The following is a 12686-nucleotide window of genomic DNA, read 5'->3' on the forward strand; positions in this document are numbered from 1 at the left end:
TTTAGAAATCAGCGCTAAATTAAAAACAACAATGAATACTGATTCAGTTAGTATTAACATAAAGTTACACTGATGTAATCGAAATATTTTCACTCCTATTTCCTGTGTCCTGTGTCGGCAAATGCAAGGGTCAAACCATGAAGAAGATCAAAATTTCATTTTTCGCCATTCTGGTAATACTGACATTACTCTGGCTGATGGCTGACACCATTCTTTCGCAAAGCAAGCAATTTTTTGCCATTCGGTCGTCTTTGTTGAGTCACACCGGCATTATTGGCATAGGTACCATGAGCATTGCCATGATCCTGGCTTTGCGTCCCGTTTTTCTGGAGCCTTTAACCGGCGGTCTGGATAAAACCTATCGCCTGCATAAATGGCTTGGCATTACAGGGCTTGTTATATCCATTATGCACTGGCTTCTGGTGAACGTACCCAAATGGCTGGTAGGTTGGGGCATGCTTGCACGTCCCGTCCGTGGACCAAGAGCCGAACCGGCAAATGCCATTTTCAGCTATTTCCAATCGCAGCGTGGCCTGGCTGAAAGCATTGGGGAATGGGCATTTTATGCCGTTGTCATATTGATTTCTCTGGCTCTGATTAAAAAATTTCCCTATAAGCATTTTTTCAAAACACATCGATTGCTGCCTATTGTTTACCTGTTTCTTGTATTTCACTCTGTGGTGCTGATGCCTTTTTATTACTGGCGGGAACCCATCGGGCCTGTCATGCTGCTTCTCATGCTCGGGGGTACTGGTGCCGCCATCATTTCCCTATCCAGAAAAGTAGGCCATCACCGTAAAGCGGTCGGCGAAATCAGCCACCTGGAATACTTTAAGGATAACCGGGTACTCAAAATAGACATCAACTTATTAAGTTATTGGCCAGGCCACCACACCGGTCAATTTGCTTTTGTCACATTTGATAAAGATGAAGGCGCGCATCCGTTTACATTATCTTCTGCCTGGAACAATGACGGCCGTATCAGCTTTATGGTAAAGGGGTTGGGCGACTACACCAACCTCATGCCAACAACCCTTAAACAAGGAGATTTGGCCAGTGTGGAAGGCCCTTATGGTTTATTCAAGTTCAAAGGTGACAAACCCAACCAGATTTGGGTAGGGGGCGGCATTGGCATTACCCCATTTATTGCCCACATGCAAAAATTGGGCGCTGAAAATCATAGCCGGACGATCCATTTGTTTTACAGTACCAGCGCACCACAGGAAGATTTTATTGAAAGACTAAGGCAACTCGCGGAAAAGGCAAAAGTGACCTTGCATGTCATTGTCTCGGGCAAAGATGCACGACTTAATGCCGACCGGCTTTGCAACATCATACCAAACTGGCAAACCGCCGACATCTGGTTTTGTGGCCCCGCAGGTTTTGGAAAATCGCTAAAAGAAGGTATGCTGGAAAAAGGTCTGTCTGAAGACGATTTCCATCAAGAGCTGTTTGATATGAGGTAAAGTCATTTTATAAAGTGCTTTCAAGGAGAAAACTGTTATGACACTACCTCTACCTGATACCCTGCCACCAGGGCTGGAATGCTACAGCCAATCACCCGTTTTCACACCGGATACCTTGCCGGAAAAATTAAAAACCAGTCATTCCGTCAAAACGGGTACCTATGGATTATTACGGGTGATTAGCGGAACATTGCGTTTTACCTATGAAACAGAACCGTCCACAGACGTTGTCCTGAATGCCGGTGAGGAAATCGTGATTGCCCCCGACTCTGCCCATCACGTCGGGTTTGAACAACCTGGCAGTTTCCAGATTGATTTTTACCGGTCAAAGGACCATGTCAAAAGACCCGATAACACATAACTCACCAAGGCCATTTTTTTAAACCAGAAGCCACCACATCAAAAAACGGGTACGATGCCAGGCAAAAATCACACCATCTTGCATGCCATAACCAACACTGGCTATAGCATACAAGATTTTTTCATCACGGAATCGTGGGATATTCAGGCATGTGCTCGGGCCATTGGGTCAGTACTTCAAAACCATCTTCAGTCACCACCACCATATGTTCCCACTGGGCCGACAGGGAGCGGTCTTTGGTAATAACCGTCCAGCCATCCGCCAGTTGCTTGCAATGTCTTTTACCGGCATTAATCATGGGTTCGATGGTAAACATCATGCCCGGTTCAAGTTTCAGGCCCTGACCAGGACTGCCATAATGAAGCACCTGTGGTTCATCGTGGTAAATTTTGCCAATACCATGTCCGCAATACTCACGTACCACACTAAAACCTTCCCGGTGGGCAACGGTCTGGATGGCATGGCCAATATCACCAAGGGTAGCACCGGGACGAACCTGCATGATACCGGCGCGCATGGCTTCATACGTTGTGTAAACCAGACGACGGGCCAAGGTACTGGGCGGACCCACAAAATACATGCGACTGGTATCACCATACCAGCCATCTTTAATCACGGCAACGTCAATATTGATGATGTCACCGTTCTTGAGTACCTTGCCTGGTGAGGGAATGCCATGACAAATGACGTGATTGACCGATGCGCAAATGGTTTTGGTAAACCCGCAATACCCCACGTTGGCTGGAATGGCCTTCTGTACATCAACAATATAATCGTGACAAATCCGGTCCAGTTCTTCGGTGGTAATACCTGCCTGAACGTAAGGTGCAATCATGTGCAGGACATCTGCAGCCAACCTTGCGGCTTCTCGGGCTTTGGCGATATCTTCCTGCGTATTGATGGGGACTTTTTTCCTGCTCATTATCGGATACTCTTAATAGTCGAAATTTATTGTTATGAGTATAACATTTCAGTTTTTTTTATTTTGCTGACGTTCCATGCCTGGCTTTCTGCTAGCATATTCCGTAGCATATCTAAAGGTAAAGTCATGAAATTGCACAAGTCATTCGTATTCATTCTGGGTCTATGCTGTTCGGGTATTGCTATTGGGCAAACCCCGACTCCTGTTTCAAACGCCAATGAACTGACTATTCTGCATATCAATGACCACCACTCCAATCTGGATGACTATCCTGGCAGCCTGTTATTAAAGACAGGTAAACAACCTCAACGTGAACCGGTTTCAGTCAGCATGGGTGGATTCGCAAGAGTAACCGCTGCTTTTGAATCACTGGCCCAAAACAAGGAAAATGTTCTGAAGCTGCATGCCGGTGATGCCACAACCGGCACGCTTTACCATAGCCTGTCAGCGGGGCAGGCCGATGCCGACCTGATGAATACCGTCTGTTTTGATGCAATGACCGTTGGTAATCACGAACTGGACCTGGGTGATCTGGCATTATTCAACTTTATCGAAATGCTCGGGAGTCATCCAAACTGCCAGACACCACTGCTTTCCAGCAATCTTAAGCCTGGTCCCAATTCGCCACTGGGCGGCAACGTCATCAAACCATCCATTGTGCTGGAACGTGGCGGCCATAAAATCGGTATCGTGGGTGTAACCACTGCCTATAAAACTCAAAACGCCTCACGTCCTGATGCGGGCACGATCCTGAGTGATGAACTTGAAGCGGTGCAAAATGAAATTAACCGGCTGACTGAGCAAGGCATTAACCGGATTATCGTGCTGGCCCACCTGGGTTATGCTGCCGAACAAAAACTGGCACAGCAATTATCGGGGGTCGATGTGATTATAGGTGGCGATTCCCATACCTTACTGGGCAGCAAAGCATTGGATGATTATGGTCTGGAACCCAAGGGACCTTACCCCACACGACTTGTCAATGCCGATCATCAGCCGGTTTGTCTGGTGCAGGCCTGGCAGTACAGTTCAGTAGTCGGTGAACTCAATGTTCGTTTTGATGCAGATGGTAACGTCAGTGATTGCCAGGGACAAGCACATGTACTCATCGGTACCGATTTCAATCGCAAGGGAAATCCCGTCAACGTCCAGGAACAACAAGCCATTCTGGCCGATTTGGCTGCACAAACAGAAATCATGCCCATTGAACCGGCTGCCAGCGCACAGTCAGTGCTTGAACCGCATCGTGAAAAACTGCTGGCATTTGCCAGCCAACCGGTTGGCACAGCCCCTTACGATATTTGCAGTCGCCGATTCCCTGGCCTGGCCGGGGCTGGCAACTCAAAACTGGCTGGCTGTGATGTCAGGCAACATCCCAATCCTCATGGCGGAGATATGCAGCAATTGGTCGCCCATGCCTTTCTAATGCAGGGGAAACATTTTGGTGGAGCCGATATCGCGATTCAAAATGGCGGTGGCGTCCGCACGGATATTGCGGCAGGACCGATAACGGTTGGAGATATTTACACTGTTCTGCCATTCAGAAACATGCTGGTCAGACTAACCATGAAAGGCCATGATCTCAAAAAAGTGCTGGAAGATGCCATTGACTCGGTGCTTGCCGGCAATACCGGTTCATACCCTTATGCAGCTGGCTTGCGTTGGGATCTTGACCTGATGGCACCAAAGCAGAATCGGCTGACTAATTTGCAAACCCGGCAGGAAGACGGTTCCTGGGTGGCCCTGAATCCGGAAAGCACTTACAAAGTGATAACCATTGATTTTCTGGCAGATGGCAAGGATGGCTATCAGCACTTTGCCACGGCACCAGAGATTGCCCGTGAAGATACTTTTCTGCCCTATGCAGACAGTTTCCTCAAATACGTGCAATCTCACCCGACGCTTGAGCGTTTGCCCGACCCGGAATACAGTACGCAAACCATAAAGGGCATGCCATCCCTGGATAAATGGCTTGGTTTTCTCAAAAAATAAGGGTGGAATCGCAGCAACATTTGATTTCGAACAATATATTGTTTCAGCTCCATTACAAAATTTGATATGGCTCAAAACAAATAGTTACCTTTTGCATCAATCTAGAGCCTAATGTAATTTTTATCTGTTTGTGGAGAAATCTGATGCAGTTCACACCTAAAGTAGTAACCGGTTGTTTAGTGGCCATGGGTATTTTTGCCGCTACACCTGCCCTGGCTCACGAAGCCGGCGACTGGCTTGTCAAGGCAGGCGTTACCGGTGTCATGCCAAAGTCCAATAACGGCACCGTAGGCAAGGCCCTGGTTCCAAATGGTATAGATTTAAACGTTAGCAACAACATGCAACCCAGCATTAGCCTGACTTACATGGCCACGAAAAATGTCGGTATAGAATTACTGGCAGCAACGCCGTTCAGCCACAAAATTTATGGTGATGCCCCAGACCTGGGAGGCGATATCGGAAAAATTGGCAAAACAAAACATCTGCCTCCAACCCTTAGCGTCCAATGGCACTTTCTCCCTGACTCAGATATCCAGCCCTACGTTGGTTTAGGCTTGAATTATACAAAATTCTTCGATACAAAACCCCAGGGTGCACTCAAAGACCTGGGTTTCAAAAAGCTCAAGCTTGAAGATTCATGGGGTCTTGCCGCACAGGTGGGTGTCGATATCCGCTTAAGCGAACGCTGGTTCATGAATGCCGATTTGCGTTATATCGATATAGACTCCAAAGTCAAACTTGACGGACAACGCATTGGAACTGCCAAAATTGATCCATGGGTAGCTACCGTGGGTGTTGGCTACCGATTCTAATCCAACAAAAAAACCCGGACTTGATACCATCCGGGTTTTTTTAAATACTTTAAAACATTTAAGCTTTAACTGGAATTTCCAGTCCGCGCTGTACAGCCGGTCTGGCCAGGCCACGCTCCAACCATTTGGCCACATTGCCAAAACTGTCAAAATCAACCAGTTCCCTGGCTTCATAAAAACCAATCAGGTTACGCACCCAACCCAGCAAGGCAATATCGGCAATCGTATACTCATTGCCCATGACCCAATCCCGGCCTTCAAGGCGCGTATTCAGCACACCCAGCAAACGCTTGGATTCGGCACGATATCGTTCCAAAGGACGTTTGTCTTCATATTCCTTGCCCGCAAATTTGTAAAAGAAGCCCAGTTGCCCAAACATGGGACCTACACCGCCCATCTGCCAATGCACCCACTGGATAGTTTCGTAACGCAGGGCAGGCTCTGTGGGCAGCAATTTACCCGATTTTTCAGCCAGGTATTGCAAAATCGCACCTGACTCAAACAGGGGGAGGGGTTTACCACCAGGACCATTCGGATCCAGAATGGCCGGAATCTTGCCGTTGGGATTCAATGACAAAAATTCAGGTGTATGGCTTTCGTTTTCTCCAAAATCCACGTAATGAGCCTCATAAGGCAAACCGATTTCTTCCAGCATGATTGACACCTTGACCCCGTTGGGAGTGGCCAATGAATACAGTTGCAAACGGTCAGGATGCTGGGCGGGCCAACGTTTGGTAATGGGGAAATCCGATAAATCCGACATGTAAAACTCCTGTGGAAAAAATAAACAGCCATCAATCCGAATACATCCTGGCAAATATACGGGCCCAGTTAAAGAGCCCGCTTGTTATGTGTGCCAGCAAGGAATGATTTGCAACGACCCGATATGAAAATCATATCGGGCATGATTCAAATAATCCGATTATTGCTTGACGGCTTCCAATGCGATATCCAGTGTAACTTCATCACCCACGCCGGGTGCAAACTTACCGGCATTGAATTCGGTCCGCTTGATGACGGCGGTGGCGTTGGCACCAATGGCATCTTTATTCAACATGGGATGAGGCATATTGACAAAAGAAGTGATGGTAAGGGTTACCGGTTTGGTAATGCCCTTGATGGTCAGGTCACCGTCGATGCTGACCGGCTTATCACCTTCAAAGACCACATTGGTGGATTTGAACGTGGCGGTTGGAAATTTACCTGTATCCAGAAAATCTTCACCCTGGATATGTTCATCAAACAGTTCAAAACCGGTATCAATGGATTTCATGTCTACCGTGATATCAACGGCAGCGGTTTTGGCTTCCTTGTCCAGCTGTACAGTGCCTGAGGTTTTGTTAAAACGCAGAATCTGCTTGGACATGCCCATATGGTCATAAGAAAAGCGCGGGAATGTATGGCTTGGGTCAATGTTATAAGTTTCGGTGGCCGCAAAGGCAGGTGAAGCGATAAGCGTTGCAAACGCGGCTGCAATAAGATGTTTTTTCATGATAAATCCTTTCATTTAATAAAAAATAACTCAAATATATTGTTGGGTATAAACCGACAGGATTATTGTCCTGCCACCACACTGAATGTAATCCGGATGTCATTGGCTACAATGCCAAAATCTCCCCACATGCCTTCACCCACTTTAAAATCGGCCCGTTTGAAAGCAAATTCACCTTCAAAAATACCCTGACCGTCTTTTTCAGAAAACGTGAATGGAATGGATACGTCACGGGTATTGCCCTTGATGTCAAGCTTGCCATCCACCTGGAAACGGTTGTCACCCAAGGCCTGGACCTTGACAGACTCAAATTTGGCAACCGGATAAGTGGATATATCCAGCCATTCGGTTTTTTTCAATTCTTCATTGGCTTCACCATAACCGGCATCAATATCCGCAAGCGGTATTTCAATGATCACACGAGCCTGTTCCGGCACGGCAGGATCAAAACTGAATTGTGATGCATTGACTTGCTTGAAGTGCCCATCCATATTGACGTTCATCTGGCTATAGGTAAATGACAATTTGCTGGCCGATGGATCAATGGTTTTATATTCAACCGCACTGACAGTACCCGTCATGGCAAGCAACAAGGCTGTAGCGGTAAAAAAATGACGCAAATGCTGTTTCAACATGTGTTTCTCCTGATAATTCGTTTATTTCTGTTTGTCCAGAACCGGAATCATGCGTGTCAGAATATCGTCCCTGTCCACAATATGATGCTTAAGCGCCGCAACAATGTGTAAGCCCACAAAAACCAGTAAAGCGTAATTCAAGACCCAGTGCACCGTATTCAGTAATTCACCCAGCACCGCATCCTTGCCCACCAAATCAGGTAAAGGCCAAATGCCAAACCAGACCACCTGGAATCCCTGTGCCGAACTCATCAACCAGCCACTTAAAGGAATCGCCATCATCAGTGCATACAGCACCCAATGAGCGGCATGCGCCATAAATCGCATGAATCCGGACATGGTGCCCGGTAATGGAGGAGAAGCATGGGTTATGCGCCAGGCCAGCCGGACAAATACCAGGATCAGCATGGCCATGCCCGCCCATTTATGCCAGGCGTAAAACTGCAGCTTTGACGGAGACAAAGGCAGGTCCTGCATATAAAAACCCAAGGCAAAGGTACCACTTAGGCCCAATGCCATTAACCAATGAATGGCAATTGCGGTAGTGGTATATCGTTGGCTCATGGGACCGCCTCCTTCCATAAAATTAATGAATACATCAATAACAATGAATTTATTTTAAATATTCTATTCAATCCTGCCTGAAAGCAGAAGGTCTTAATTTGGATATACTTGTCCCATCAGTGGAATAATAAGGGATAAAAACCATGACTTTGAATCCAAATGACCTGATTTTGTTTGCCCATATTATGGAATATGGCAGTTTTTCTGCCGCTTCCGATCACACAGGTCTGCCAAAATCCACCCTGTCACGGCGTATCAGTGAACTGGAAACCCTGTTGGGCGAAAAGCTGATTACCCGCAGTACCCGTAAACTGGCAATTACCGATTTTGGCGAAGGAATACTGGAGCATGCCAAACGACTGCTGGAAGAAACCGAGGCAGCCAGCGCATTTGCCCAGAATCGGCAAACCACACCACAAGGAAAATTACGGGTTTCCATGCCCACTGAGTTCAAGGAATTTGCCCTGGTGTCGTTCCTCGAGAAATTTACCCGTCAGTATCCTCAGGTTTGCATTGAGTTGGATTTGTCGGCAAGACGGGTGGACTTGATTGTGGAGCGTTTTGATATTGCCATTCGTATCGCTCCTGCTTTGCCCGATGACAGTACATTGGTTGCTCGCAAAATAGCGGTACTGAATAATGGCCTTTATGCCAACCCGTTTTATCTGAAAAAACACGGCACGCCTTCATCACCCGAAGATTTACTCAAGCACCAGGGAATGGTATTGATTAACAGCCGGGGAGATTTTCTCCCCTGGAAACTGAATAACGGTAAAGAAGAATGGGTGGGCTTGCCCCTGCACAGGATTTCATCGAACTCGCTAGGCCTGCACCAGGATCTGGCCGCTCAGGGCATGGGTATTGTAGGGCTGTCAGAAATGTTTGCACGTACCTATGAAAAAGAAGGCCGTCTGCTGCGCGTCTTGCCAGAGTGGTCGATGCCTGCCGATACGGTCTGGTGCGTCACCCCCGGAAGACGGCTGTTACCTACCCGAACACAGGCATTTATTGATTTGTTCAAGCAGGAAATGCAAGACTCATAATTGAAATCATCCCCTGACTTGAATTCACGCACATAACCGGGCAGCAGAAAACCACCACCTGAACGCATAGCGTTTAGTGGCGGTCGTTCATTTTTATTTAAACGCATTCACCGGTAATTTTAAATAAACAAGCCCGTTGTCTTCGGGTTCTGGCATATTGCCCGCCCTTATGTTTACTTGCAGGGAGGGCAAAATAAGGCGTGGCATGCCAAGGGTTTTGTCACGAGCCCGGCGCATTGACACAAACTTTTCCAGACTGATGCCTTCCTTCACATGAATATTATGCTTTAACTGGTCTGCCACCGTGGTTTCACACGCATACTCCCGATCGTTAGGGGCGTAATCGTGACATACAAAGATACGGTAATTACCTGGCAGACTTAATATTTTATGAATGGAACGATAGAGTTCGGCAGCATCACCACCCGGAAAATCGGCACGGGCAGTACCACCATCGGGCATGAAAATAGTATCACCAACAAAAATGGCATCACCAATAATATGACTCATGCAGGCAGGCGTATGACCAGGCGTATATAAGGCGGTAGCTGTCAGATGACCAATTTTATAGGTCTCGTTTTCTTTGAACAAATAATCGAACTGACTTCCATCACGCGCAAAACCCGGACCGTCATTAAACAATTTTCCAAAGGTTTTCTGAACCGTGGTTATTTTTTCACCAATGGCGATTTTCCCACCCAGGGCCTGTTTGATATAGGGAGCGGCGGACAAGTGATCGGCATGGGCATGCGTTTCAATAATCCACTCGGTTTGCAAACCCTGTTGCTTAACCGCCGCAATAATGGCGTCTGCCCCCTCATAACTGGTTGTTCCCGATGGATAATCAAAATTCAAAACAGGATCCACAATGGCACAGGCCTTGGACAACGGGTCTTGCACAATATAGGAATAAGTATTGGTTTGTTCATCAAAAAAAGCAGTCACCAGCGGTTTGATTAATTGATCGGTTTGCGGGATGTTTGAATCATTCATGGACGGAGCACTCCTGTTATAGGGTAATAATAGTCTTGTCGCTATTATATCAATAAATCATGAAATTTAAATATATTGATATTTATTGATTGTTACTATCGCAATGCCTATAATTACAGCATTCTTCAATTATACGGATCCATTATGCAAGACATGGCTGCCAGTGCCGAGAAAGCGGCCCGCTTTTTAAAACTTATCGCACATCCTCACCGTTTGCTGATTTTATGCGCGCTTCTTGAAAGCGAGCGTAACGTTACCGAATTGACCAAAATCGTTGGCATCAGCCAAACGTCCATGTCCAATCACCTGGCCAAATTGCGTAGCGAAAATGTGGTTGATTTCACGCGCGATCAGCGTACTTTGACCTATCGTTTAAGCACGGCAAACGCCGAGCCCATTATTGCCGCCCTGTACAAAATTTACTGTTCCGGCTCTGGGGCTGAAACAAACCAATAAATAGCCTTATAACGCCAGTGGCAATATATTTAAACCCTCCAAAAAAAACCGGATCCGATAAAATCAGCAGACCCGTTTTTTTATTTTCAAAATGACAAGTTGATCGAACAGGCGGAAATAATCATCCTTCAGAAAGATCAACAGGCCATATTTGTCATGTTACGCTCTGGCTTTTCGTATGATGCCAAACAAAGGCCACACCAGCAAGGCTCCATAAACACCAATGCCAATGGCCATTGATATATTCAACAACCAGTCGGGAAGATAGTTTAGTTCAGTTACCGAAGAATCCACCCACCATGGGACGCCAAAAAACGCGGCAACTGCCACCAATAACCCCACCTTCCAGCTAAGTGGCCAGCTGCCTTTCCAGTTAAGCGGTTTCCTGGCCATCGCCCACACATAAGCGGCTATTAACAACACCGCCATTACTGTTGGCAAAACAGGACTTAACAAAAACCATTCATACAAAATATTCAGGCCCAGTAACAATTCAGTCATTATGTTCTCCTAAACTAAGCCTTGCCTTTAAGGACAGCCATATAAGCAGGTTTTAACAATTCGTCTTCCAGGAACCAGGCCAGGTAACTGTCCTTTAAAGGATCGATAAGCGGCATGGTGGGAGTCAGCTCCCCGGCATAGTTGAATTCAACCAACCAGGCCGAGCCACGGCGAATGAGCATGGGGCACGAAGTATAACCATCAAATATCTGGTCTGCCGGCTTGCCTTGCATTTGTTGCAGCAGGTTATGCACCATAATAGGTGCACTTTTCTTGACGGTGGCCGCTGTTTTACCGCGTGGCGTACCATTTACATCACCCAATCCGAACACATTCGGGTAACGGGTATGCTGCAGGGTTCCCTTATCCACATCAAGCCAGCCTTTTTGTACGCCATCTGCAACCACCAGACTGCTTTGCCTTACCGCATCAGGGGCATACATGGGAGGTACCACATGCAGAAAATCATAATCTTCTTTATGGACAGCACCATCCTGATCGGTAAAGTAAGCGGTTTTCGCTGAAGGATCAACCCCGGTCAGTTGCCGGTGAAAATGAACTTTGGTGCTAACCGGCAAGGCTTCCCAGCGCTTTAACACCAGATCATTAACTGTTTTCACACTGAAAATAGAGGTGGATGGCGCAAAAAAATCAACCTGTGAATTGTTTTTAACGCCTGACTCATTAAGCCAATCTGCCACCATAAAGGTCATTTTCAGAGGCGCACCGGCACACTTCATGAAGGTGGGTGCCAGTGTCATGACGGCACGGCCACCTTTCTGACGAAATGCATCAATGGCTCTCCAGGTATTGGCGGCGGCATCGGGACTATGGTAGACACTGCCCACACCATTTTGGCCAATAAGAGAAGGGTCCATACCCTCGATTTCATCATATTTTAAAATCAGCCCCGTGGCGACAATCAGGTAATCATAATCAAATTTTTTGCCAGAAACGGTTTGCACCTGGTTCAGTTCCGGCTCAAAACTGGCAACCGCTTCTTGCACCCAATCAACCCCGGGTGGCATTAAGCGTTCATTGCGATCACGGACACTTTGGGTGGAATGCCAAATACCGGTTGCCAACAAGGTATATCCCGGCTGGTAATTATGTTCTTTCTTGGCATCAATAATGGTAATTTTGGCGTTCGGAAGCTGCTTGCGCAAACGATGAGCAGCCGCTAAACCGGCCAGGCCACTACCTGCGATCACAATACTGACATTTGCATCCAATACTGTTTGAGCAGAAGCAGTTTGAGTGACAGGAATCAGGCCAGACATGCCAAGACCTGAAGCCCCCATGATTTTGATAAGTTTTCTTCTGGCTGCAGATAACTCCGGCTTGGTATTAACCATATTCTCTCCTTGGTGAGATTTATGTAAAAACATAAAGTTCTTATATCACAACCATTATAGTTTGTAACAAAAAATATATCAATATATTTAAATG

The 12686-nt window shown here is 46.8% G+C and carries 14 protein-coding genes; 6 read left to right on the plus strand and 8 right to left on the minus strand.

What is annotated here, in order from left to right; translation table 11 throughout:
- Positions 1-137: 137 nt before the first annotated feature.
- Together HCX92_RS00215 and HCX92_RS00220 are read left to right on the plus strand one after the other, a co-directional pair.
- Entirely contained in the window at positions 138-1466 is a 1329-nt protein-coding gene (locus HCX92_RS00215) for a ferric reductase-like transmembrane domain-containing protein (RefSeq protein ID WP_169292907.1), read from the plus strand.
- Positions 1467-1503: 37 nt separating this feature from the next.
- Positions 1504-1827, plus strand: a complete 324-nt coding sequence (locus tag HCX92_RS00220; protein ID WP_169292908.1) for a DUF1971 domain-containing protein — start codon at positions 1504-1506, stop codon at positions 1825-1827.
- A gap of 124 nt (positions 1828-1951) precedes the next feature.
- Here the strand turns inward: HCX92_RS00220 and map are convergent, their stop codons facing one another.
- Complete coding sequence (gene map / locus HCX92_RS00225; RefSeq protein ID WP_169292909.1) at positions 1952-2749, minus strand: type I methionyl aminopeptidase; 798 nt, start codon at positions 2747-2749, stop codon at positions 1952-1954.
- Positions 2750-2875: 126 nt separating this feature from the next.
- On the opposite strand from map, the gene HCX92_RS00230 reads away from it, so the two are divergent.
- Positions 2876-4741: a bifunctional UDP-sugar hydrolase/5'-nucleotidase gene (locus tag HCX92_RS00230; RefSeq protein ID WP_169292910.1), complete on the plus strand. Its 1866-nt coding sequence runs from the start codon at positions 2876-2878 to the stop codon at positions 4739-4741.
- A gap of 143 nt (positions 4742-4884) precedes the next feature.
- Positions 4885-5553 carry an OmpW family protein gene (locus HCX92_RS00235; RefSeq protein ID WP_169292911.1) on the plus strand — a complete coding sequence of 223 codons (669 nt, stop codon included), beginning with the start codon at positions 4885-4887 and terminating at the stop codon, positions 5551-5553.
- Between the two features lie 58 nt (positions 5554-5611).
- Here HCX92_RS00235 and HCX92_RS00240 read toward each other — a convergent pair whose 3' ends face one another.
- The 4 genes from HCX92_RS00240 to HCX92_RS00255 form a co-directional block, all read right to left on the minus strand.
- Positions 5612-6316 (minus strand): glutathione S-transferase N-terminal domain-containing protein, encoded by a 705-nt coding sequence (locus HCX92_RS00240; RefSeq protein ID WP_169292912.1) that lies wholly within the window; start codon positions 6314-6316, stop codon positions 5612-5614.
- A 159-nt stretch (positions 6317-6475) separates the two neighbouring features.
- Positions 6476-7045 (minus strand): YceI family protein, encoded by a 570-nt coding sequence (locus HCX92_RS00245; protein WP_169292913.1) that lies wholly within the window; start codon positions 7043-7045, stop codon positions 6476-6478.
- A gap of 62 nt (positions 7046-7107) precedes the next feature.
- Positions 7108-7680, minus strand: a complete 573-nt coding sequence (locus HCX92_RS00250; RefSeq protein WP_169292914.1) for a YceI family protein — start codon at positions 7678-7680, stop codon at positions 7108-7110.
- A gap of 21 nt (positions 7681-7701) precedes the next feature.
- On the minus strand, positions 7702-8244 hold the full coding sequence (locus HCX92_RS00255) for a cytochrome b (RefSeq protein WP_169292915.1): 543 nt from the start codon (positions 8242-8244) through the stop codon (positions 7702-7704).
- Positions 8245-8387: 143 nt separating this feature from the next.
- On the opposite strand from HCX92_RS00255, the gene HCX92_RS00260 reads away from it, so the two are divergent.
- The gene (locus tag HCX92_RS00260; RefSeq protein ID WP_169292916.1) at positions 8388-9287 is read left to right on the plus strand and encodes a LysR family transcriptional regulator; all 900 of its coding nucleotides are present in this window, start codon (positions 8388-8390) and stop codon (positions 9285-9287) included.
- 93 nt (positions 9288-9380) lie between these two features.
- Here the strand turns inward: HCX92_RS00260 and HCX92_RS00265 are convergent, their stop codons facing one another.
- Positions 9381-10280, minus strand: coding sequence for an MBL fold metallo-hydrolase (locus HCX92_RS00265; protein WP_169292917.1), 900 nt, complete (start codon positions 10278-10280; stop codon positions 9381-9383).
- Between the two features lie 144 nt (positions 10281-10424).
- Between HCX92_RS00265 and HCX92_RS00270 the strand changes: the two genes are divergently transcribed.
- Positions 10425-10736, plus strand: a complete 312-nt coding sequence (locus HCX92_RS00270) for a helix-turn-helix transcriptional regulator (protein ID WP_169292918.1) — start codon at positions 10425-10427, stop codon at positions 10734-10736.
- Between the two features lie 159 nt (positions 10737-10895).
- On the opposite strand, the gene HCX92_RS00275 is transcribed toward HCX92_RS00270, so the two are convergent.
- A complete protein-coding gene (locus HCX92_RS00275; RefSeq protein WP_169292919.1) occupies positions 10896-11237 on the minus strand; it encodes a hypothetical protein in 342 nt (113 codons plus the stop codon).
- Positions 11238-11251: 14 nt separating this feature from the next.
- Positions 11252-12592: an NAD(P)/FAD-dependent oxidoreductase gene (locus HCX92_RS00280; RefSeq protein ID WP_169292920.1), complete on the minus strand. Its 1341-nt coding sequence runs from the start codon at positions 12590-12592 to the stop codon at positions 11252-11254.
- Positions 12593-12686: the final 94 nt, after the last annotated feature.

This window comes from Advenella sp. EE-W14, from assembly GCF_012923605.1.
In the GTDB taxonomy this organism is placed as follows: Bacteria; Pseudomonadota; Gammaproteobacteria; order Burkholderiales; family Burkholderiaceae_B; genus Advenella; species Advenella alkanexedens.

Bases quoted from the DNA above. Each gene is read 5' to 3' on its own strand.
- HCX92_RS00245 (WP_169292913.1), bottom strand. From the start codon at position 7,045: ATGAAAAAACATCTTATTGCAGCCGCGTTTGCAACGCTTATCGCTTCA.
- HCX92_RS00235 (WP_169292911.1), top strand. From the start codon at position 4,885: ATGCAGTTCACACCTAAAGTAGTAACCGGTTGTTTAGTGGCCATGGGT.
- HCX92_RS00250 (WP_169292914.1), bottom strand. From the start codon at position 7,680: ATGTTGAAACAGCATTTGCGTCATTTTTTTACCGCTACAGCCTTGTTG.
- HCX92_RS00260 (WP_169292916.1), top strand. From the start codon at position 8,388: ATGACTTTGAATCCAAATGACCTGATTTTGTTTGCCCATATTATGGAA.
- HCX92_RS00280 (WP_169292920.1), bottom strand. From the start codon at position 12,592: ATGGTTAATACCAAGCCGGAGTTATCTGCAGCCAGAAGAAAACTTATC.
- HCX92_RS00240 (WP_169292912.1), bottom strand. From the start codon at position 6,316: ATGTCGGATTTATCGGATTTCCCCATTACCAAACGTTGGCCCGCCCAG.
- HCX92_RS00215 (WP_169292907.1), top strand. From the start codon at position 138: ATGAAGAAGATCAAAATTTCATTTTTCGCCATTCTGGTAATACTGACA.
- HCX92_RS00265 (WP_169292917.1), bottom strand. From the start codon at position 10,280: ATGAATGATTCAAACATCCCGCAAACCGATCAATTAATCAAACCGCTG.
- HCX92_RS00275 (WP_169292919.1), bottom strand. From the start codon at position 11,237: ATGACTGAATTGTTACTGGGCCTGAATATTTTGTATGAATGGTTTTTG.
- HCX92_RS00270 (WP_169292918.1), top strand. From the start codon at position 10,425: ATGCAAGACATGGCTGCCAGTGCCGAGAAAGCGGCCCGCTTTTTAAAA.
- map (WP_169292909.1), bottom strand. From the start codon at position 2,749: ATGAGCAGGAAAAAAGTCCCCATCAATACGCAGGAAGATATCGCCAAA.
- HCX92_RS00220 (WP_169292908.1), top strand. From the start codon at position 1,504: ATGACACTACCTCTACCTGATACCCTGCCACCAGGGCTGGAATGCTAC.
- HCX92_RS00230 (WP_169292910.1), top strand. From the start codon at position 2,876: ATGAAATTGCACAAGTCATTCGTATTCATTCTGGGTCTATGCTGTTCG.
- HCX92_RS00255 (WP_169292915.1), bottom strand. From the start codon at position 8,244: ATGAGCCAACGATATACCACTACCGCAATTGCCATTCATTGGTTAATG.